Source organism: Acidiphilium sp. AL, assembly GCF_025499445.1.
Lineage (GTDB): Bacteria > Pseudomonadota > Alphaproteobacteria > Acetobacterales > Acetobacteraceae > Acidiphilium > Acidiphilium iwatense.
Genome location: NZ_JAIMBZ010000018.1, coordinates 50,252 through 71,469 on the forward strand (window position 1 = coordinate 50,252; position 21,218 = coordinate 71,469).

At 60.6% G+C, this 21,218-nt stretch carries 16 protein-coding genes and 2 pseudogenes; 7 read left to right on the forward strand and 11 right to left on the reverse strand.

Annotated elements, in window-relative coordinates:
* Positions 1–580: 580 nt before the first annotated feature.
* A pseudogene (locus AiwAL_RS11850) lies at positions 581–1,162 on the forward strand (transposase); the annotation flags it as partial.
* Positions 1,163–1,441: 279 nt separating this feature from the next.
* Here the strand turns inward: AiwAL_RS11850 and betA are convergent.
* The 4 genes from betA to speB all read right to left on the reverse strand — a co-directional run bounded on the left by betA (position 1,442) and on the right by speB (position 7,398).
* The gene (betA, locus tag AiwAL_RS11855) at positions 1,442–3,124 is read right to left on the reverse strand and encodes a choline dehydrogenase (protein WP_235706050.1); all 1,683 of its coding nucleotides are present in this window, start codon (positions 3,122–3,124) and stop codon (positions 1,442–1,444) included.
* 34 nt (positions 3,125–3,158) lie between these two features.
* A complete protein-coding gene (locus AiwAL_RS11860) occupies positions 3,159–4,673 on the reverse strand; it encodes a cytosine permease (RefSeq protein ID WP_235706049.1) in 1,515 nt (504 codons plus the stop codon).
* Between the two features lie 98 nt (positions 4,674–4,771).
* Positions 4,772–6,280: an aldehyde dehydrogenase gene (locus tag AiwAL_RS11865; RefSeq protein WP_235706048.1), complete on the reverse strand. Its 1,509-nt coding sequence runs from the start codon at positions 6,278–6,280 to the stop codon at positions 4,772–4,774.
* A 146-nt stretch (positions 6,281–6,426) separates the two neighbouring features.
* Positions 6,427–7,398 (reverse strand): agmatinase, encoded by a 972-nt coding sequence (speB, locus tag AiwAL_RS11870; RefSeq protein WP_235706047.1) that lies wholly within the window; start codon positions 7,396–7,398, stop codon positions 6,427–6,429.
* 96 nt (positions 7,399–7,494) lie between these two features.
* On the opposite strand from speB, the gene AiwAL_RS11875 reads away from it, so the two are divergent.
* From AiwAL_RS11875 to AiwAL_RS11890, 4 genes are all read left to right on the forward strand, one after another.
* Positions 7,495–8,424 carry a LysR family transcriptional regulator gene (locus tag AiwAL_RS11875; protein WP_262312745.1) on the forward strand — a complete coding sequence of 310 codons (930 nt, stop codon included), beginning with the start codon at positions 7,495–7,497 and terminating at the stop codon, positions 8,422–8,424.
* A 235-nt stretch (positions 8,425–8,659) separates the two neighbouring features.
* Complete coding sequence (locus AiwAL_RS11880) at positions 8,660–9,532, forward strand: hypothetical protein (RefSeq protein ID WP_235706045.1); 873 nt, start codon at positions 8,660–8,662, stop codon at positions 9,530–9,532.
* Between the two features lie 222 nt (positions 9,533–9,754).
* On the forward strand, positions 9,755–10,135 hold the full coding sequence (locus tag AiwAL_RS11885) for an antitoxin Xre/MbcA/ParS toxin-binding domain-containing protein (RefSeq protein ID WP_235706044.1): 381 nt from the start codon (positions 9,755–9,757) through the stop codon (positions 10,133–10,135).
* Positions 10,132–10,560, forward strand: coding sequence for an RES family NAD+ phosphorylase (locus tag AiwAL_RS11890; protein ID WP_262312746.1), 429 nt, complete (start codon positions 10,132–10,134; stop codon positions 10,558–10,560). The genes AiwAL_RS11885 and AiwAL_RS11890 overlap by 4 nt, the downstream gene beginning before the upstream one ends.
* A gap of 690 nt (positions 10,561–11,250) precedes the next feature.
* Here AiwAL_RS11890 and AiwAL_RS11895 read toward each other — a convergent pair.
* The 6 genes and pseudogenes from AiwAL_RS11895 to AiwAL_RS11920 form a co-directional block, all read right to left on the reverse strand.
* A pseudogene (locus AiwAL_RS11895) lies at positions 11,251–11,775 on the reverse strand (N-acetylmuramoyl-L-alanine amidase); the annotation flags it as partial.
* A gap of 45 nt (positions 11,776–11,820) precedes the next feature.
* Positions 11,821–13,032, reverse strand: coding sequence for a benzoyl-CoA 2,3-epoxidase subunit BoxA (gene boxA / locus AiwAL_RS11900; RefSeq protein ID WP_235706074.1), 1,212 nt, complete (start codon positions 13,030–13,032; stop codon positions 11,821–11,823).
* A 13-nt stretch (positions 13,033–13,045) separates the two neighbouring features.
* Complete coding sequence (boxB, locus tag AiwAL_RS11905) at positions 13,046–14,494, reverse strand: benzoyl-CoA 2,3-epoxidase subunit BoxB (RefSeq protein ID WP_235706073.1); 1,449 nt, start codon at positions 14,492–14,494, stop codon at positions 13,046–13,048.
* Between the two features lie 13 nt (positions 14,495–14,507).
* Complete coding sequence (boxC, locus tag AiwAL_RS11910; RefSeq protein ID WP_262312747.1) at positions 14,508–16,172, reverse strand: 2,3-epoxybenzoyl-CoA dihydrolase; 1,665 nt, start codon at positions 16,170–16,172, stop codon at positions 14,508–14,510.
* Between the two features lie 87 nt (positions 16,173–16,259).
* A complete protein-coding gene (locus AiwAL_RS11915) occupies positions 16,260–17,042 on the reverse strand; it encodes an alpha/beta fold hydrolase (protein ID WP_235706071.1) in 783 nt (260 codons plus the stop codon).
* Positions 17,039–18,622, reverse strand: a complete 1,584-nt coding sequence (locus tag AiwAL_RS11920) for a benzoate-CoA ligase family protein (RefSeq protein WP_235706070.1) — start codon at positions 18,620–18,622, stop codon at positions 17,039–17,041. The genes AiwAL_RS11915 and AiwAL_RS11920 overlap by 4 nt, the downstream gene beginning before the upstream one ends.
* Positions 18,623–18,704: 82 nt before the next feature.
* Here AiwAL_RS11920 and AiwAL_RS11925 point away from each other — a divergent pair, with 82 nt between their 5' ends.
* Positions 18,705–19,592: a helix-turn-helix transcriptional regulator gene (locus tag AiwAL_RS11925; protein WP_235706069.1), complete on the forward strand. Its 888-nt coding sequence runs from the start codon at positions 18,705–18,707 to the stop codon at positions 19,590–19,592.
* Between the two features lie 418 nt (positions 19,593–20,010).
* Positions 20,011–21,027, forward strand: a complete 1,017-nt coding sequence (locus AiwAL_RS11930) for an IS110 family transposase (protein WP_262312748.1) — start codon at positions 20,011–20,013, stop codon at positions 21,025–21,027.
* Here AiwAL_RS11930 and AiwAL_RS11935 read toward each other — a convergent pair.
* Positions 21,006–21,218: hypothetical protein (locus AiwAL_RS11935; RefSeq protein WP_262312749.1), on the reverse strand; the 213-nt coding region annotated here is incomplete at its 5' end. The two genes, AiwAL_RS11930 and AiwAL_RS11935, sit on opposite strands and share 22 nt — an antisense overlap.

A 21,218-nucleotide genomic window follows, 5' to 3' on the forward strand; every position in this document is an offset into this window, starting at 1 on the left:
CGGGCAGTCGTTCGAGGGCCTATGCTTGAAGTTTTGCGGGCGCTGACTGGAGCGGTTGAAAATCTGGCTTCAAAAGTGAAACTTTGACGAACTTGCGTAACCCACCGAACCCTATCGCGCCAAAATATAAACTTACTACACAGGTATGTAACCCGAACGCCGCGCTGAGCTCAACACTAAGGGACCGCCGTACAAGTAGCTGCACCAAGGCGTACCGGCGAGCCGCAGCCGCCACGACGACGCCCTCTCAAAGGCACTCCCCGCCTTCCAGGTGTTCGCGTGCTAGCGGTTAGACTCGGTCTACGGCGGGCTCAACTAGCTGCCAGACGCGCGAAATGAGCGGCCGCCGTGCCACCACCCACCGGGCCTAGTTCGCGAGCTCTAGGCCGCCAGGGACGGCGTGCCCGTGCACCGCCGCCACGACTCTTACTACGCGTTCGACCTCTACGTCGATGAACATGCCGCCAGGGAATCACAACTCGAGTCGCGCCGCAAGCCCAATGTATGGACACATCATTCAAATATAAAACCGCGCTATCCCAAGCCACCCAATGCGTTCAAGCAGTTTCAAAGTGAAAACTTCGGTCTAAAAGTTGGCGAGGTCAGTCGCGGGCGTTTTGAAGTTCGTATCCGGGAGCTTGCTGACGGGCATGCCATGCTCGAGACGGTGATCGGCGCAATGCTGCAGGCCAGGGCTACGCTATGGAGTGAGTTCACCCGCCTGCACCGCGCGATGCTGAAGATCGCACGGGCAGACCATGTCTGCCGGCGGTTGATGAGTGCGCCCGGGGTCGGCGCCCTCGTCGCGATCACCTATCGCTCCGCGGTCGACGAACCCGAGCGGTTCTGCAAATCCCGGATGGTTGGCGCGTATTTCGGATTAACACCGAAGAAATACCAATCCGGCGAAACCGACATCGACGGCGGGGTCAGCAAGGTCGGCGATGCCATGGTGCGGACAGCGCTTTTTGAGGCGGCGCACATCATGTTGACACGGGCAACGCGGTTTTCTGCCTTGAAGCGATGGGCGATGGGTGTGGCAAAGCGGCGTGGCATGAAGCGGGCGAAAGTCGCGCTCGCTCGCAAGCTCGCGGTGGTGCTGCACCGGATGTGGGTTGACGCAACCGAGTTCCGTTGGGCGAAAGACGCCGCAACGGCGTAAAGGAGGAGCAAGCTTTCAAGGGGCGGGCCGGCTCCGGCACCGCTTCTTCTGAGGTCCCGTCGCGGGGACGAGGGCCAGGCAAGGTCGGGTGTAATGCTGTGGAAGCCTCGGCAAACCACGCGCCTTAGATTGACCTGCCGGCTCCGGATCTGATGGCATGATGTGGCAGCCTTTCGTGCTGACCACGGACAGAAGCATGATCCCGGCGACGAGATGATCACTCGGTGGACTTGACACCAAAAGGCCCATTACAGAAGCGCTACTGCTTACGCACGATCCTTATCGGTTCATACGGAGCGGTTCAGCCGGGCGTTGATAATGCTCCCACTTAGGAGCCAAACCGACAGGCACATTGGCAGCGACCAAAGGAGACTTGCCCTTCACCAGATCTGACGCCCGCTCTGCTAACATGATGGTAGGAGCGTTGAGATTTCCATTTGGCTCAGTTGGGAATACCGATGAATCGATCACGCGCAGGCCCTGTATGCCGCGCACACGCAATTCAGAATCGACCACGGCCATCTCGTCCTCACCCATTCTGCACGAACCGCAAGGATGCATCGTGCTTTCCATGTTGGCACGCACGAATGCGTCTATCTCGTCGTCTTTGACCACATTCGGCCCCGGCGCGAGCTCCACGTCCCGATACCGGTCCATGGCAGGCTGATTGATGATCTCACGCGTCAGCCGCACACAGCGCCGGAACCCTTCACGGTCTTCCTCGCGCTCCAGATAGTTGAAGCGGATTGACGGATATTCGAACGGGTCGGTCGACTGCACCCGCACATAACCTCGGCTCTTGGGTTTGTTGGGACCTGTCAACACCATAAAACCATGACCCTTGAAGGGTTTGTCACCGTCATAGCGCATGGCGGCTGGCAGGAAGTGAAACTGAATGTCGGGCCAGCGCAGACCTGCTTCAGAACGAATGAACCCGCCAGCTTCAAAATGGTTGCTGGCGCCCAGGCCATCCTTGAATAAAAGCCAGCGCAGCCCGATCATCGCCTTGCTGAACAAATCCATCTTCCCGTTCAGCGTGATGGGCTCCTTGCAAGCATATTGGATGTAGATCTCCGAATGATCCTGCAAGTTCTCCCCAACGCCCGGCAGGTCGTGAGCGACCTGGATACCAACCGATTGCAGAAGATTGCCCGGGCCGATGCCCGAGCGCTGCAACAGGTGTGGCGAGCCGATCGGGCCGGAAGCGACCAGCACTTCACGACGGCAGCGCATGGTCTGGCGTTGCCCTCCTTTCTCGTAGACAACGCCCACTGCCCGTTTACCCTTGATCAGGATCTGACGGGTCATCGCATGCGTGACAACGCTTAGATTGCTGCGCCGCATCGCGGGCCGCAAGTAAGCATTGGCCGTGGACCAGCGCACGCCATCCTTCACGGTCATGTGCATGGCGCCAAAGCCTTCCTGCATATAGCCGTTACAGTCATCCGTCTTGATGTAACCCGCTTCCAGGCCAGCGGCGATCCAGGCGCCATATAACGGGTTCTGCATGTTATTCCCGTTATTAGTGGCAAGCGGACCGCTTCCACCACGATATTCGTCGCCGCCGAACTTATAATTCTCAGCCCGCTTGAAATAGGGTAGACAGTTACGATATCCCCATTCCCGCGCACCCAGGCTTTCCCATTCGTCGAAATCATAGGCGTGACCGCGGATATAGACCAAGCCATTGATCGAGGACGACCCGCCGAGCACCTTGCCGCGTGGACAATGCAGACGGCGGCCGTCCAGATAGGGCTCCAACTCGGTTTCGTAGTGCCAGTTAAATCTCTTGGTATTCATTGGCACCGAGAAGGCACTCGGCATCTGGATGATGACGCTGCGATCACTACCGCCATATTCGAGCACCAGGACAGATACCGAAGGATCCTCGGTCAGCCGATTGGCCAAAACGCAACCGGCTGATCCGGCACCGACGATGATGTAATCGAATTCGTTTGACATGATCTTGCCTCAGATTATGAATGCGGGGAGGCCCTTACCAGCCATCTCCGGTGGTGAGATGCGGCGAATGTTCTTCGATGCGGCGAATGAATTCCCGTTCCTTTGGCAGGTCGTGCGACAGGCAGAGCAGGTAATAGGCGGTGCCGGAAACGATCAGCCCGACAAGCCAGGCCAAATCGATATTTCCCATCAGGCGGGACATTGGCCCGACGAAGACCGGATCCGGACCGTTATAGATACAGAAGAATGGGATCATCATGACAAAGCCAATCAGATAGGCGACTAAGCCGCGGCGTCCCCACAATCCATAGATATTGTCCTTTTGTGGCAGAAAAAAATGCGGAATCGCGTAGCGCCCTCTGCGGACAAAGAAATAATCTGTCAGATTGACTGCAGTCCAGGGCACAAGAAAATACAACATGACGACAAGATAGATGTTGAGAATCGATAATCCCGAACTGGATGAATTGATAAATATTGCAACACCCGACTGCAGGAGTACTACGAAGACAATGGCCCAGACGCGGACTTTGGGCGTTGGTTTCACCTTGAAAAACGAGTCCCAACCCGTAATGGCGGTAAGTTTAGCGCTATAGATATTCATGGCAATTACCGGCAGGAAGACGAGAATAGCCAACGCAACAACGAGCGCCCCCCCTCTCGTCCCGACGGCGGATCCAACGCTGTTCAGTGCGACCAGAATGTCCGCGGTGCCCAGATGCACACTCAGCCACCCGCCCAAGGCGATCATCCAGGCACCGGACAAGGAAGCCCCCAGGAACACGGCCAGGATCAAGAGGCCGCTGCGTGTGTGCTTGGGCAAGTAGCGCGTATAGTCCGAGACATAGGGAGCATAGGCGATATTATAGCTTGCACCTGCGGCGAACTGCGTAATGACTCCCGTCCAGTTGAACCCGAGAGCAGGCATAGGCTGAGCATGGATCCCGGCAGCACCCAATGCCCCCGGCAGCCAGCTTGTCATCACCGCCAAAGTGATAGCCCCGTAGAGGGGCAAAGAGACATAAAGCGACCACTTGAATGTCTTGTGTATCCAATCATGACCAAGGATCGCCAGAAGCATGGAGGGCACGGTCACAACGGCCACAACCATTATGGGCAACCAGTGGAACAGCGCGTTCAGACCCTGCATCATGAGCACGAGGTTCACGATGTTAAATCCGGCGAAGACAAATAAAGTCGCGAACAGAACGAGGATCACGCCTCTATACCCGAACTGGGCGCGCGACTGGATCATCTGCGGCAGGCCCAGATGCGGTCCTTGTGAGCCGTGAAAGGCCATAAACAAAGTGCCGAACATGATGCCGAGCGTTCCAGCAATTGCGGTCCACAAAGGATTCAGACCGACGCTGGGACCAACGAAGCCGATGGTTGTCGTAAAGAACGTGAAATTGCCTACGAACCAGAACGGCCCTTGCGTGGATAATTTGTCTCTTCGTTCGTTATGCGGTACGAAATCGATGGAACGACCTTCGATTTCCAGCTTCCCTGCGCTCGCGGCGGCAGAACTCACTTGTTGGCTCTTTTGCATTGTTCTCTCCCTTTTTTATGGCCTCTCGGACGGGGCCAAATGATTATTGAAACACAACGTCATTCACAGCTTCGCGGGATGCCGACTAACTAAGAAACTCATGGCAAGGTAATCCAAATCGCCTTCGTCTCGGTCAAGTAATCAAGCTGTTCGGGGCCAAGATCCTTGCCAAATCCTGAAGCCTTGAAGCCTCCAAACGGCATGCATGGATCGATCGTACTGTGCGCATTAACGTAGACTGTACCTGCATGCAGACGTGGAATAAGCGTATGGACACGCGACAGGTCATTCGAATAGATGGCGGCCGCCAGGCCAAAGGCAGAGTCGTTTGCCAATGAAACCGCATCATCCAACTTCTCAAAAGAACTGGTCACCAGAACAGGCCCGAAAATCTCTTCGCGCACGATCTTCATCTCGGGCTGGCATTTGGCGAAAATGGTGGGCTCAATGAAATAGCCTGGCCGGTCAAGGCTGCCCCCTCCATAAATCAACTCGGCCCCCTCGCACTGACCGGCCTCAATATACGAAGACACAACTTTCTTCTGTTGCGCCGACACCAGGGGGCCGATGAAGCAATCAGGGTCCAACCCAGGCGCGATCTTCAGAGTCCGAGTAACGGCGACCAGCTCTTCAAGGAACGCTTCATAAACCGTCTTCTGAACATAGACCCTTGTGCCCGCGTCGCAGACCTGCCCGGAGTTGAAAAACACGCCGTTGGCTACGGCAAGGGCAGCGCTACGCAGGTCTGCGTCATCAAGCACCAGGACAGGAGATTTCCCACCCAGCTCGAGCGTGACATGCTTGAAATTACCCACGGCGGTACGGCCGACTTCCCGCCCGACCGGTGTGGAACCCGTGAAAGTAACCTTGTTGATGCCGCGATGCGCCGACATGGCTGCGCCGACCACGCTGCCACGGCCCGTCACGATATTGACCACGCCGTCCGGAATGCCGGATTCCTGGACCAGTTCCCCGAAACGCAATGTCGAGAGCGATGTCAATTCCGCCGGCTTAACGATCGTCGTACAGCCGACGGCAAGGGCGGCCGCAAGCTTCCAGGCCATGGTCTGGAGCGGGAAATTCCAGGGTACGATGGCCGCGACCACGCCTAGCGGCTCCTTGCGGGTATAGGCCAGATAGTTCCCGGGCAGGGACGGCTCGACCGTGCGGCCGTGCAGCTTGGAGGGCCAACCGGCGAAATAGCGGAAGGTATCCATCGTGCCCTGGATGTCGATCTCCCTGGCGAATTTCACGGATTTACCCATGTCGATGGCTTCGAGCTCGGCAAGCTCCTCACCATGCTTCTCGATCAGATCCGCAAGCCGGTGTAGCAGGCGTTCGCGTTCGAGAGGCTTGAGGCGGCACCAAGCTCCCCCGTCGAATTGACGGCGCGCGGCTTCGACGGCTCGGTCGACATCTTCGGCCGTGCCAGAGGGTACGCGGGTTACGAGGCCGCCGGTGGACGGCTCGATAACGTCGAAGACTGCGCCATTGCCGCTGTCCACCCAGGCCCCGTTGATAAACATCTTCTGTGGCTTGGCCAGAAACCGCTGGGTGGCGTCGCTGATGTCATACTGCTTCAGATAATTGCGAACGCTTTTGTCCATATCTCGTCCTCCTTGGGGATCGGCCGTACGGGCAATCCATAGCTCGGTCGGTGTTGAATGGTGCCTTGCCACTCTTGTTTTCGTTCCTGCCCGCATCCGGTCCCGTATGACGCATGTCCGCTGCGGCGCAGGCATGCGTCATTTCGTCACTTCTTCCTGGCATGCATGATGCGGCCGATCAGGTTCATCAGCACTTGAGCGGCAAGGGTGGAGGTGGAACCGGAATGGTCGTAGTCAGGCGCGACCTCGACCAGATCGATGCCAACGACGGTGCCGCGCTTGGCCAGGGCGGCAAGAAGCTCCAGCACCTCGTAATAGATGAAGCCGCCGTGAGAAGGCGTGCCCGTTCCGGGAGCGATGGAGGGGTCGAAGCCATCAATATCGATGGTGACGTAGTAACGCGCGCCGACGGGGACACGGCCGACGACGGCGCCAGTCCCCAGGGCGCGTATCTGGCGGACCGACAGGATGTCTGACCCCATTGAACGCGCCGCCTCGTAGCCCTCACGGGTGGTCGAGGATACGTTGCGGATACCGAACTGGGACAACCCGCTTACATAAGGTTTCTCCGCCGCGCGCCGCATGGGGTTGCCATGGCCGTAGCGCACACCGTGGCGCACATCGACGAAGTCGAGGTGGGCGTCGATCTGCACGATATGGATGGGACCGTTGCGCGCACAATCCTCGTCGAAGGCGTTGATGCAGGGAATGTTGATGGAATGGTCGCCGCCCAGCACCACCGGCAGCGCGTTGGCGGCCAGGATCTTGCGCACACCGAACTCGATATTGGCGTGGCTCGCCTCCGTGTCCGTGTGCACGATATCGGCATCGCCAAGATCAACGATCTTCACTTCGTCGTTAGACAGGTATATAACGCCATCCTCATGGTCATAGGCGCCGTCATGACCGAACGAGAACAGGGTCGATGCCTCGCGGATCCCACGAGGTCCGAAACGCGCCCCAGCCCGCCATTGCGTGCCGCAATCGAAAGGCGCACCCAGGATGGCCACATCCGCATCAATGGCCTCCCAATCGGGACGGTAAGGATATTTCCCGAAGGTGCAAATACCGACAAACGGCAGATTCAGCCGCCCGGTATCGTAGGAATTGCTCACCATGAACCCCCGCCTTGCTATTGTGGGGGTGAACTGGCCTCGAATCTTCAGCTTAATAAATTTCTATGATTTGAAGTTTAGTTATGCTTTATTCAATGTATGCGCAGCCGCTCGTCTCAACGCGTCCTCGCCCTGTCTCTTAGCGATGTCGATCTGCGTCTGCTGCGGGTTTTTGCGACCATTGTCCACCACGGCGGTTTTTCGGCTGCCCAGGCCAGCCTCGGCATGACCCAGGCCACGATTTCAATCCATATACGCGATTTGGAGGCGAGGCTAGGATTGCGGCTATGCGAAAGAGGGCGCAGTGGCTTCATCCTAACCGAGGAAGGCAGCCAGATTCATGCCGCAACACTCGAGCTTTTCGGTTCGATCGAACGATTTCAAAGCCGGCTGGGCGATGCTCAGGGTGAATTGTCAGGAACACTTCGATTCGGTCTGGTCGATGCGATGGTCAGCAATGGTGCCCTTAATCTGCCGGCCGCGCTGGCGGCGTTCCATCGTGCTGCTCCCCGCGTCAGGCTCGAGATCGACGTTGCTGCCCCTCAAGTCCTTCACCAGGGACTGCTGAACGGCGCCTACCAAGTCGTCCTGACACCGGAAACCGCCAGCACAACATCGCAATTCAGGGCGTGTAACGCCTTTTCCGAAGTTCAGAAGCTCTATTGCGGCCAGAAACATGCTTTGTTCAATCTTCCCAATGAGAGCATCACGCCAGAGATGCTCGAAACCCAGCCTTTTGCCAGACGCACCTATATGGCGGATGCGCCGATCTGCGGGGTAAATTTCGGGTGGTCCGCCGCGACACCGCATATGGAAGGCACGCTCCTTCTGCTTTTGACGGGCGTCTATATCGGCTTTCTCCCCGACCACTATGCCGAAGACGCGGTGAATAAGGGGCTTTTGCGGGCCATTTTGCCCAACGTCATGAGCTTCGAGGATATTTTCTATATAGCCTACCCACGCGAACGGCCCTCGCGCGCCGCGAAAACCCTCACTGATGCAATCCTTTTGACGCTCAAGCCCGGTTAATTTCTTGTAGGCACAAAGTGAAAATCATCAGCCTTCGGACCCCGTTCGAAACACCATCATTCTGGGAGACAGCCACCTCACCGCCTATCACCAAGCTGCGGCCCATTACAGGACGTGAAACTTGTCGTGCATGGGCATCACCATCGCAGCTATGAGGGCGAGACCAGTACCGGGATTCCGGTGCGCGGCCTCGGGATTGCCGAGCCGTGGTTGTGGGGGAATGGAGATGAGTGGAATGACGGTCGAGATTTCTGACTGGATCGATGTCCCGGATCTGAACCCGGATGGTCATGAATTCGTGATCGGCGATGTTCATGGGTTTGCCGGACCCTTTGAAGCCGTCCTGCGCGCGATGGGTGAGCGTGCAGCCGCGGCGGGTCAGGGCCATCTGACGCTGTTGGGCGACCTGATCGACAAAGGGCCGGATCATGTCGGGGCGCTGAAACTCGCCACACGGCCCGAGGAGACCTTGGGGTTCAGCGGCAAGACCCTTGTTGCCGGCAATCATGACCTGTTCCTGCTACTTCTTCTTGACTGGCAGAAGCAGCGAGAGGCTGAGATCGCTGCGAGGAAAGACGGATTGCACCGCTGGGATGAGCGGTCGTGCCGGGATATCTGGATCGACGGCAATGGCGGCCTGGCACTGTTCGAAGAACTGGCGATCGTGAATTGCGAAGACACCGCGCTGCTGCGACGTCGATTGATCGATCAGCTGGGCGAAACCGGTCTCGCGCAGATCGAAGGCATGGTCTCGCATCGCGATACCGGAAATCTGACGCTCACCCATGGCGGACCAGGGTGGGGTGTAAAAATTCCTCACCAGCGATGGTTTTCGATTCCGGTTCTGTGGACAGGGTTTATCGATGGATCCGAGCAGCACTACACTTGGGCACGCTGGTGGTGGACCCGCGAGCCGTTGAACGGGCGGATCATCATCCACGGCCATACACCTGAGCGGATCATCCACGGCGAACGGCATTGGCGGCCGGATCTGCACCGGATTGATGGCCAGCGTCTCGGTCTCGACGGTGCGGACTGGGAAGAGAGCGACCGCAAGGTAGTGGGCGCGGAGATCGAGGACGGAAGGTATCGGATTTACAGTAGCTGAGAGTGAAGAAATGAGGGAAAATCCTCACGACTCCCCTCATTCCTTTGGCCCAGATCTTGCGCTGATTCGCAGCGATTCCCTACCAAGCGTTGGATTTCATGGAAGAGGGCGGTTGACGGCAACCCACGTCGTTCATGCGAGAATATGGGTCCGCCCGGCGCCACCCTTGCAATTTGGCGATATGCCGCTATATCATCGGCATATCGCCAAGGAGTTTACGTCATGAATATAGCCATCACTGGTCTGGAGGCGGTTCGCGAGATTCGTGACGGCCTCCCAGTCGAACTGATCGATGAGGCGATTCGCGATGGTCTGGTGACGGCTGTGGAGGTGGATCAACTCGCCGTGCCTCGGAAGACGCTGGCACACCGCCGGCAGATCGGGCGCCTCTCTGTCGAACAATCGGATCGGTTTATCCGGTTGCTCAGGATCATCGCCACGGCGGAGGATGTTTTTGAAAGTCGCCAAAAGGCGGCAATCTGGCTGCGGCGCTCGACCACGGCCCTAGAAGGCCAGTCCCCACTCCAGCTCCTCGACACGGACGCCGGCACGCGCGAGGTCGAGTCCCTGCTTACCCGGATTGCCCACGGCGTCGCCGCTTGATCACGGCATGGCGAATTTCAAAACGGCGATACGCCGACTTGTCTGGCACCGGCGCCAAAACTACCGGCGGGCGATGGAATTCACCGGGTGTAGCGGTCGTTTATCTTGCCGACCATCCAGCCCTGGCGGCTCTTGAGGTCCGTGTTCACCTCGATCTGCCACCTGACCTGCTGCCCGACGACTATGTAATCATGAAAGTTGAGCTGCCCGACGAGCCGCCTGCAGAGATTGGTTCTGTTCCACCTGATACCAGAGAAGCAGGCGATAGCTGGGTAGCAGCTCAGCGGTCGGCGGTGCTGCGTGTGCCATCGATCATCGTGCCGCCCGCCGTCAATTATCTTCTAAACCCAATACATGCTAACGCAAAATACTCAAAAATCGTGTCTATCAATCAATTTTCTTTCGATGTGAGATTGTGGGACTAAGCTGCGTATTCCGACGAAGCCGGCCATGCCCGTTGGATCGGGTGAACCGGGAATTCCACGCAACTTGCCCCAACCGGCTCTGGGTCAGCGATTTCACCTATGGTGCGCCTCGTCCCGGATGGTCCGGGGTGCATATGACTGGAATGCGAAGGAGAAAGGAGGAATTGAACGAATGCCTTGCCCTCTGCTGTGAGGGGGCATGAGCCCAAGCGGCGGTGACCTGCCGTCAACTGGCAGGGTGACGTAGCCCGCAGGTAAAGGGGATTGAGGCGAAGCCGTTACGCCGAGATGGTCCCCGAGGCTGTAGCGCTGGAAGGCTGAGGAACACGAACCGGTTAATCCGCATCCGAGGGCTGAAATGTCGCCTTCGCCTACACGGCTTAACAGGCGGAATGCTGATGATGATGCCGGAGACGTAAGCCGGCGGCATCTGAATGCAGGGGGACAGGTATGCCGCCTGCAGGGAGTCATGGAGAGAACGCAGCCAGGCCATGACGTTGGCATCGACTTGCGGGACGCAAGGACAAGGACTGCGACCGGCAACCTCCCCAGCGCATGAAAGTCCAGCATATGAACGAGGGAAGGCATGATGGAATGCCAAGGGAGTTGGCCCCGATATCCATCATGCTGGCGGAGCCCCCGTAGTAGTCCGCGACAGGGAAAGCCTGTCACATGGCGAAGGGGGACAGTTCAATCAGCTTGAAGTGGGCCAGAATCCATTGTCACAGCCACCGCGAAATCGGCGCTACGCCGCGGGTCGGGCAGCAGCAGAATATCGCCGCGCATCGCCGTGACGATGTCGTGGGCAAGGTTGCGTGCGGCACGTTCGGTCGCGTGCAGTTCGAGTCGGCCGAGAATGCTGCCCACCTGCGGCGTCACGCCGCGGAACCGCGGCAGCAGCGGACCATGATCGTAGCTGTTCTCGGTTCGCGCGATCGCAGCGGCGAGCGCGTCCGACGGATGGCGCGACAAGGTGAAAACCAATGCGCCGCGCAGGGCCGGGTCCGGCAGGTGGTTGCAATGCAGCGAGACGAAAGCGTCGGCCTGGGCACGCTCGGCCATGGCGACCCGGTCGGCGAGTGAAACGAACACGTCGCGCATCCGAGTCATGGCGACGCGGAATTTTCCGCTTGCGAGTAAAGCCTGTCGCAAGTCGAGGCCGACCAGCAAGGTGATCGTCTTTTCGTGAACGCCATCCGGGCCGGTGCAGCCGGGGTCGTCGCCCTCTCGGGCCTCTGGATCGCGTTCGGCACCAAAGAGTCAATACGTCTCGACGTGGAACCGGCCCTCGGCGCGCATCCGGGCGCGGAGGGCTGACCAGTCGAGCCCGGCATTGGCGGCGATGTCGGTCAACGCGGCTTCCGCGCCGCTCTCAAGCCCATGCACACCACAGATATAGATGTGCAGCGTGTCTTTCGCCAGCAGCGCGGCGAGGCTGGCAGAGCGAGAGCGCATCCGGTCCTGGACGTATTCGCGGGGTTGCTCCGGGATGCGCGAATAGACGAGTTCCTTGACGATCAATGTTTCGGGCAGGCGCTGCAGCGGACCGAAATAGGGCAGTTCGCCCGGCGTGCGCGCGCCGAAATACAAATGCAGCCGTCCGCGCGGGGTGGAGGCCGTGCGTCGCCTGCGCTCGGTGAAGCCACGGAATGGCGCCGATCCGGTGCCGGTGCAGATCATCACGATATCGGCGTCAGGGTCGTCGGGCATCAGGAAGGTGGCCCCGAACGGGCCGATCACCTCGATGGTGGCACCGAGCGTCAGATCGCACAGAAAGTTCGAGGCGATTCCCGCGAACATCGTGCCGTCGTCGCGCGGTTCGTGCACGCGCTTGACCGTGATCGCGAGGTTGTTGGTGTTCGGTCGTTCGCCGTCGCGCGGGCTCGCGATCGAATAGAGGCGCATGGTGTGCGACCGGCCGTTCGCGTCGCGCCCCGGCGGGACGATTCCGATGCTCTGGCCTTCGAGTAACGGAAACGCGACAGTGCCGAAATCGAGAATGATGTGGCGGACATCGGAGTCGGTGTCGGGCGCGGTGATGCGCAGATTGCCGGTGACTGTCGCGATCGCCGGTTTCGCGCGGTTGAACAGATTGATGCGCGGCTTTGCCGCACTGGCGGGCGCCGGCACATGGCCGCCCGCGCCGGTATGCGCCTCGTCGAGCAGATGTTGCGCTTCGTCGTCCAGCGCGTCGGCGGTCGATGTCTCGGCTTCGGGTGGTTTTGGCGGCAGTTCGAGCCAGGAAAACTGGTCCTCGATCGAGAAAACCTTGTTCACCACGAACCAGTTGTCGATCGAGCCGGTCGGGCAGGGTGGAATGCAATCCATGCAGAAATTGCATTTCGCCGCATCGACGACATAGTTGTTATCGTCATGCGTGATCGCGTCGACCGGGCACGTCGCCTCACAGGTGTTGCAGCGGATGCAAATCTCGGGGTCGATCAGATGCTGTTTGACCGGCGCGTCAAGCATTGGCAACCTACCGTTATTGAACGATCTGGACGTATTCGAAGTCGCCCGGCTTGTTGTCGATGCCGACGCGCGGCGGCGCGATCCAGGAGGCGAATTTTCCCGTCTCGTGCACCGGCACCATCAGGCTGCTGATGTAGGCGGCATCGGCATCGTCGGGCAGGAACGCGCCTTTGCGCTCGTTCCAGGCCGTGCCGTCGAGCAGATTGCCCTCGGTATCGGCATGGATCGCGGCGAACTCGCCGATCGCGCGGTTGAACGCGACATGTGGCAGTTTCAGCCGGAAGCCGAAACCGGCCTTCTCGATCACCCGGTTCCAGCGCCCCACACCCGATTCGCAATCCTTCACGTAGTCGTCGCGCAGGCGCATGTTCAGCGCGGAGAGCGCGGGGGCTTGTTGTTCAACGATCTGCCCGTCGATGCAGCGCAGCACCGGATAGGTCGCGTCGATCAGCGCATGGTCGTCATCGAGCTTGTCCTCGCGATAGCGGCCCTTGATGCCGGCATTGAAGGCGTTCGCCGCGTTGGTGCTGATCTCGTTGCCGAACAGATCGAGGGTGAGCGAGAAATGCAGGTTCATTTTTTTCTGAATGGTCGGCAGATCGATCACGCCGAGCGCGCGGACTGACGCGATGTCAGTGGGATCGGTGATACCGGCCTGCTGCATCGCCTGCACGGTGCGTTCGACCACGCGCTGCACGCCGCTATCGCCGACGAACATGTGGTGGGCTTCCTCGGTGAGCATGAAGCGGCAGGTGCGCGAGAGCGGATCGAAGCCCGACTGCGCGAGGGCTTCGAGCTGCATCTTGCCGTCGCGATCGGTGAAGTAGGTGAACATGAAAAACGACAGCCAGTCCGGCGTCGCCTCGTTGAACGCACCCAACATGCGCGGCGTGTCCTGGTTGCCCGAGCGGCGCTGCAACAATTCCTCGGCTTCCTCACGGCCATCCGCGCCGAAATATTTGTGCAGCAGATAGACCATCGCCCATAAATGACGGCCTTCCTCGACATTCACCTGGAACAAATTGCGCATGTCATACAGCGAGGGCGCGGTCGCCCCCAGATGGCGCTGTTGCTCGACCGATGCGGGTTCGGTGTCGCCCTGCACCACGATCAACCGGCGCAGCATGGCGCGGTATTCGCCCGGCACGTCCTGCCACGCGGGCTCGCCCTTGTGCTTGCCGAATGGGATGGTGCGGCCTTCCGCCGCCGGGGCAAGCAGGATCCCCCATTTATATTCAGGCATTTTCACATAATCGAACTTCGCCCAACCCTTCGGATCAACGCCGATCGCGGTGCGCAGATAGACCAGCGACTGCTGGAACCCTTCGGGTCCCATGTCCTTCCACCAGTCGATATAGCCGGGATGCCAGGTTTCCAGCGCCTTGCGCACGCGCTGATCGGTGGCGAGGTCAACATTGTTCGGGATCAGCCCGTCATAGTCGATGGTCATGCCGTCGGGCATTGGATGCTCCTGATCAAACGCGGTTGCGGTCGAAATCGGCTTGCTGGCCGGTTCCGTAGCGCTGCAGCGCGCCGGTGGCGCCGACCGCGTTGGGTCGCTGGAATATCCAGTTCTGCCAGGCGGTCAGCCGGCCGAAGATGCGGGTTTCCATGGTTTCCGGGCCGGGGAAGCGCAGATTGGCCTCCATGCCGGTGAGACTGTCAGGCGAGAAACTTGCCCGCTCCTCCAGCATGATTCGGATTTCATCCGCCCAGTCGGTGGCGTCGTAGGCGAAGGTGACGAGCCCCATGTCGTTCGCCGCTTCGGCGTCGAGCGGCGCACCGATCGCGGTTTGGGCTTTCGCGAGGCTTTGCGGTTCGCCGAGGAAGCGGGTCTGCAACCGGGTCAGTCCGTTGCCCATCGGATAGGTGCCGAAATTGGCGGCCCCGAGTGTGAGTGTCGCCGGCGGTTTGTTATCGCCCGACGCTTCACCCGCGAAAATCGCCGAGCGGTCGGCGGCGAAAGCGAGTTCGGCGAGCGTGCCGGCAAAGCAGCTTCCCGGCTCTATAAGGGCGACCACGCTGCGCGAGGTGACATCGATGCGCTTGAGCACGCGCTTGATGAAATGCGTGGTCTCGCGGATGAGCCAATGCGTGGCATGGGTTTCGAGAAATGCGTCATAGGCGAGCACGGCGGCGGGATCGCCCTCGGTGCGGAACACCCACAGGCCGAGTTCCGGCTCGTTGAGGCGCAGATGCAGGATCGCGTCGTCGAGCGCGCGCGCCATCGCCAGCGGCCAGATTTCTGCTCCTTGCGCAACCGCATCGTCAACGCTGTCAGGAACGGGCTCGGTCGGCCCGTGCACCGTGATCACCGCACGGCGTTTTTCCGAGTCGCAATCGACACTGACAAGCAGATAGCGGATCGAACCGCCGTCGATCCGGCGCTCCAACGACGTTAGCGCAATACCCTTCGCGTCACGCGGACGATCGGACCGCGCGGCGGCTTCGCGCGCGCGCTTTGCCACTGTTTCGGCCCAGGCGGAGGGGGGAATCACCTCATCGACCAGTCGCCACGCGACCGCGCGCTTGCCGCGCACGCCTTCCTCGGTGGTGCAGAACACGTCGGCGAGGTCGCGGCGCACACGGCGCTTATCGGTCACCCTGGTCAGCCCGCCAGTGCCGGGAAGCACCGCCAGAAGCGGCAATTCGGGGAGCGAGACCGAGGATTTCCGGTCGTCGATCAGCATGATATGCGACGCGGTCAGCGCCAATTCGTAGCCGCCGCCGGCCGCCGGGCCGCTCACCGCACACAGATAGGTTTGGCCGGAATTTTCGGTGGCATCCTCGATCGACAGCCGCGTCTCGTTGGTGAATTTGCAGAAATTGACCTTGTGGCCGTGGCTCGACTGGCCGAGCATGCGGATGTTGGCTCCGGCGCAGAACACGTTGTCCTTGCCCGAGCGCAGCACCACCGCGCCCACTTCGGGGTGTTCGAAGCGCAACCGCTGCACCGCGTCGTGCAATTCGATATCGACCCCGAGATCGTAGGAATTGAGCTTCAATTCATAGCCCGGCACCAGCCCGCCATTGGGATCGACATCCATGATGAGATGCGCGACCGGGCCATCGAACTCGATGCGCCAATGCTTGTAGCACGTGGGATCGGTGCGGAAGTCGATCAGTGTCCGTGTCGCCATGGCATCCATTTCGCGTCCTCCAATTTCTGCATAATACTGCATTTTTGTCACCAGTCAACAGAAAACTGCAATATTTTGCATAAACCTTCATTCGAGCGCGCGAATCCGGGCGACGAACGGCGCAATCAGCGCCAGCACCACGGCCTCGTGGGTGAGATGCGGGGTGTGGCGCGCGCCCGCGACCAGATGGGTCGCGACCGGACAATAAGAATCGGTCTCCAACGGGCGAAGCTGCGCCGCCGTGCCGTATTCGTCGTCGCTGCCCTGGAACGCGAGCATTGGCACGCGGATCGTCGGCACATACTCATCGATGCGCCAGGCGCGGAAGCCGGGATCGAGCCAGGCGTCGTTCCAACCCCAAAAGGCGTTGCCGGGATCGCGATGGTGGCGCGCGAGGCGGGCGGGCAAATCGGTGGTCTCATAGGCGTCACGTGCCGCTTCGATGCTGGCGACCGAGATATCCTCGACGAACAGATGCGGCGCGATGAGAATAAGGCCACGGAGCGAAAAATTCTGCATCCCTCCGGCATGGATCAGAGCGATCGAAGCGCCGTCCGAATGGCCGAGCAGAATCGTGCGCCGGATGCCGGCCGCTTCGAGCACGCGCGGCAGGATCGCAAGCGCTTCGTCATGCATGTAGGTGAGCGGACGGGGTAGCGGCACCGGATCGGACAGGCCGTAGCCGAAACGCGAATAGGCGAAGACGGCGCCGCCAGTCGCCGCCGCGAGATGCGCCGGAAAATCGCGCCAGAGCGAGACCGAGCCCAGCCCCTCGTGCAGCATGACGATGGTGGGCGCATCGGCGGTGATTTCGCCCCAGAGGCGCGCCTCGATGCGGCGCCCGTCGAGCGTGAGGGACGCATCGCTCATGGGCAGACGCCCGCGCGCAGCTTGAAGCGCTGGATCTTGCCGGTCGCGGTTTTCGGCAGATCATCGACGATGTCGATCCAGCGCGGATATTTCCACGGGCCGATGCGGCGTTTCACATGCTCCTGCAATTGCCGGATCAAATCGGGCGTCGCCGGAATCTCCTCATTCAACACGATAAAAGCGCGCGGTTTGGTCAGCCCATCGGCATCGCGATCGCCGATCACCGCCGCCTCCAGCACCGAGGAGTGGGAGGTGAGCGCGGTCTCGACCTCGAACGGGCTGACCCAGATGCCGCTGACCTTGAACATGTCGTCGCTGCGCCCGCAATAGGTATAGAACCCGTCGGTATCGCGGGTGTATTTGTCGCCGGTGACCATCCATTCGCCGATGAAGGTGCGGCGGGATTTTTCCAGCAGGTTCCAGTAGCCATCGGCCATGCTCGCGCCGCGCACCCATAATTCGCCCGGCCCCTCGCCCTCGATATCGCGCCCGTCCTCATCGACCAGGCGGAGCACATATCCCGGCACCGCGATGCCGGAGGTGCCGTAGCGGATCGTACCGGGCCGGTTGGAGAGAAAAATATGCAGCATCTCGGTGGAACCGACGCCGTCGATGATGTCGGCGCCGGTGATGCGCGACCATGCGGTGCCGATATGCGGGGGCAGCGCCTCGCCGGCCGAGGTGCAGCGGCGCAGCCGGTCCGAGCCCGCGCCCGGCCCGATGCCGGGATGATGCAGAAGGTTTGCATAGAGCGTCGGCACGCCGCAGAAAATGCTTGGCCGGTGCGCGCGCATCAGGGCGAAAACATGCTCGGGCGTGGGCCGGTGCGGCGAAAGCACGGCGGCGGCGGCGACCGACATCGGAAACGTCATCGCATTGCCGAGTCCATAGGCAAAGAATAGCTTGGCTGCCGAATAGACTAAATCGTCCGGAGCGATTTCAAGCACCTGTGCGGCGAAGGTATCGGCGGTGGCGCGCAGGCTGCCATGGACATGGCGCACGCCCTTGGGCGCGCTGGTCGAGCCGGAGGAATAGAGAAAAAAGGCGAGTTCGTCGGGACTGGCATCGGCCGGCGGCGCATCGTCTCCGTCCGGTGCCATTAAAGCGTCGAGCGACATCACGCCGCTGGTTGCCTCGGTATCGCCCGCGACGATGATGCGCCGGAGATCGGGCAATGACGACAGCGTCGGCGCCAGGGCCGGGAGCAGAGCCGCCGAGACGATCGCCGCCTCGGCCCGGCAATCGCCAAGGATATAGCCGATCTGGTCGGCGGGCAGCATGGTGTTGACCGGCACCGGCACCACCCCGGCGCGGATCGCCCCCCAGAAGGCGACCGGAAATTCGATGCTGTCGAGCAGGATCAGCGCGATTCGCGCCTCGCGCCTGATATCGGCCACGCGCAGCCCGGCGGCGAAACGGCTGGTCTCGGCGTGGAGCCCGGCATAGGTGATCGCCCGCGTCTCGTCGATGAAGACAATGCGCTCGCCGCGTCCCTCGCGGACATGGCGGTCGATGAAGTAATCCGCCGCGTTACCGGGCTTGTCGCCGGGCACCTTGATCGTCCCCCGCTTGATCGCCATCGTTTTCTCCCGTTATTGATATGCTTTATCGTGCCTGTGATGAACTATAGTGCATGTTCTCCGATAAAGGAAGACCGATCGCATGGACGCTCCCTCAGACGGCGGGCCTCGACAGGACGACGCGAAGGACCGGCTGCTCGCCACCCTCGGCGAGCGGGTGCGGATGCTGCGCGCGCGCCGGGCCATGCCCCGCAGGATGCTCGCGCGCACGGCCGGGGTCTCGGAACGGCATCTCGCCAATCTCGAAAGCGGGGTCGGCAATGTCTCGATCCTGGTGCTGCGGCAGGTGGCCGAGGCGTTGGCCTGCCCGCTGGCGGAATTGCTGGGCGACGAGACGACATCGAGCCCGGAATGGCTGATGATCCGCGAAATCCTGCATGGGCGCGGCGCGGTGGAGCTTCAGGCCGCGCAGAACGCCCTCGCTTCGCTGTTCGGCGCGCCACGCCGCGAGGAGCGGCGGCGCGACCGGATCGCGCTGATCGGCCTGCGCGGCGCGGGCAAGACCACGCTGGGGCGGATGCTGGCCGAGGCGCTCGATCGGCCCTTTGTCGAGCTGGGCCGGGAGATCACCAGGCTCGCCGGCTGTTCTCCGTCGGAAATCCAGGCGCTCTATGGGCCGAATGCCTATCGGCGCTACGAGCGTCAGGCGTTGGAAGGCGCGCTGCGCGACCATGAGCACGTGGTGATCGCCACGGGCGGGGGGCTGGTTTCCGAGCCCGCGACGTTCAGCCTGCTGCTCGCCGAGTGCTTCACGGTCTGGCTGCAGGCGAGCCCTGAGGAGCACATGAACCGGGTGATCGCCCAGGGCGATTTGCGGCCGATGGCGGACAGCGCCGAGGCGATGGAGGATTTGAAGATGATTCTGGCCGGCCGCGGCGCCTTCTACGCCAAGGCCGATCTCGCTTTCGACACCAGAGGCAAGAGCGTGGCCGCGAGTTTCGCCGGCCTGCGCGGCGCCCTTGGCGTTTAGGAAACCTGTGCGCGGGTGGGTGTAGACGGCTACGGGATTCACACATTTCATAAAATGTATGTAAATCAACGGATTGTAACCGATATTCCGATTTGATCCCGTTATGTGTTCTCTATTATGAGCACTTCAGATCATGTACTTTAATCTGGCTTCGGCGAAATTTTTTCGGGTTGATTCTTTGCCGCAAAGAGATGTGTGCATACCGTAGGTGTAGACGGCTGTGAACGCCGGTTGAAATCCGCACTTATTTGGTGGCGTGTCGGTCGGTGTCCAAGACTGAGGTGTCAAATCGCGTCCAACCGCGACCCCCATTTCGCGTCCAATTCTGATGGTGTGGAACGCCCCCACCCAACCGCTGGCGTTCGCTGCGGCCGAACTGCGGTAGGATGCCGAACCGTCAACATAGGAGGGTGTATCCATGGAATGGATTGTGACGATTGGCCTGGATCTGGCGAAAAACATCTTCCAGGTTCACGGGGTTGCCGCGGACGGGCGCGTCATTGTGCGCCGGCAGTTGCGACGAGCGGACATGAGACCGTTCTTCAGCAAGTTGCCGGCCTGCCTGATCGGCATGGAAGCGTGTAGTTCGGCACATTACTGGGGGCGCGAGCTTGTAGCCATGGGGCATACGGTGAAGATGATGCCGCCTGCCTACGTCAAGCCTTATGTGAAACGGGGTAAGACCGATGCGGCGGACGCCGCGGCAATTTGCGAGGCGGTGACACGACCGACGATGCGGTTCGTGCCGATCAAGACGGCCGAGCAGCAGGCTGTTCTGACCTTGCACAAGGTACGGGAGTTGTTGGTGCGGCAGAAGGTGATGCTGACCAATGCGATGCGCGCCCATCTCGGCGAATTCGGCATGGTCGCCTCCCAGGGACCCGGTGGCATGACGCAGTTGTTCGAAATGTTCCGAACCTGCGGCGACGCGTTGCCGGCGTTCGCGCACGCCGCCTTGAACGGGATCATCGCGCAGATCGAGAGTGCAGAACAGCAGATCAAAGCGATCGAGATTAAAATCATGGCCTGGCATCGCGGCAATGAGCAGAGCCTGCGCCTGGCCGGAATTCCAGGCATTGGCCCGATCACCGCCAGCGCGATTGCGGCCAGCGTCCCAGATGCCAACGTATTCCGCTCGGGGCGATGCTTTGCTGCCTGGCTCGGACTGACACCGCGGGCTCATAGTAGCGGTGGCAAGGAGCGCGCCTTGGGCATCAGCAAGCAGGGTGATGGGTATCTCCGGCGATTATTGGTGCTCGGGGCGACGGCAGTGCTGCGCTATGCCCGGCAAACCAATCCCAGCCGAACCTGGGCGACGCGGCTGCTGGAGCGCAAACGGCCGAAGGTCGTCGCCGTGGCGCTGGCCAACAAGAATGCCCGGATCGCATGGGTTTTGATGAGCAGGGACGAGAATTACGTCGCGCCGGCACTGTGATCGATATCGATCACGCCAGACCGGCCGCGATTGCTATCGCGTTGAGGTGCTGAGGAATGATGACGAACCGGTCGCATCCGGGAGCTGCTGAAATCCAAGGGGTCGGAGCGCCTCCAGAGTGCGCAATTTTGATCGGAAACCAGCTCGCGGACTTCATCATGGCCAGTGCGGTCCCATCGCACCACGAACAG

Coding starts and splice junctions, on each gene's coding strand:
- AiwAL_RS11930 (WP_262312748.1), top strand. CDS start 20,011: ATGGAATGGATTGTGACGATTGGCCTGGATCTGGCGAAAAACATCTTC.
- AiwAL_RS11915 (WP_235706071.1), bottom strand. CDS start 17,042: ATGAGCGATGCGTCCCTCACGCTCGACGGGCGCCGCATCGAGGCGCGC.
- boxC (WP_262312747.1), bottom strand. CDS start 16,172: ATGGCGACACGGACACTGATCGACTTCCGCACCGATCCCACGTGCTAC.
- AiwAL_RS11885 (WP_235706044.1), top strand. CDS start 9,755: ATGAATATAGCCATCACTGGTCTGGAGGCGGTTCGCGAGATTCGTGAC.
- AiwAL_RS11880 (WP_235706045.1), top strand. CDS start 8,660: ATGACGGTCGAGATTTCTGACTGGATCGATGTCCCGGATCTGAACCCG.
- AiwAL_RS11875 (WP_262312745.1), top strand. CDS start 7,495: ATGCGCAGCCGCTCGTCTCAACGCGTCCTCGCCCTGTCTCTTAGCGAT.
- AiwAL_RS11925 (WP_235706069.1), top strand. CDS start 18,705: ATGGACGCTCCCTCAGACGGCGGGCCTCGACAGGACGACGCGAAGGAC.
- speB (WP_235706047.1), bottom strand. CDS start 7,398: ATGGTGAGCAATTCCTACGATACCGGGCGGCTGAATCTGCCGTTTGTC.
- boxB (WP_235706073.1), bottom strand. CDS start 14,494: ATGCCCGACGGCATGACCATCGACTATGACGGGCTGATCCCGAACAAT.
- AiwAL_RS11860 (WP_235706049.1), bottom strand. CDS start 4,673: ATGCAAAAGAGCCAACAAGTGAGTTCTGCCGCCGCGAGCGCAGGGAAG.
- AiwAL_RS11865 (WP_235706048.1), bottom strand. CDS start 6,280: ATGGACAAAAGCGTTCGCAATTATCTGAAGCAGTATGACATCAGCGAC.
- AiwAL_RS11920 (WP_235706070.1), bottom strand. CDS start 18,622: ATGGCGATCAAGCGGGGGACGATCAAGGTGCCCGGCGACAAGCCCGGT.
- betA (WP_235706050.1), bottom strand. CDS start 3,124: ATGTCAAACGAATTCGATTACATCATCGTCGGTGCCGGATCAGCCGGT.
- boxA (WP_235706074.1), bottom strand. CDS start 13,032: ATGCTTGACGCGCCGGTCAAACAGCATCTGATCGACCCCGAGATTTGC.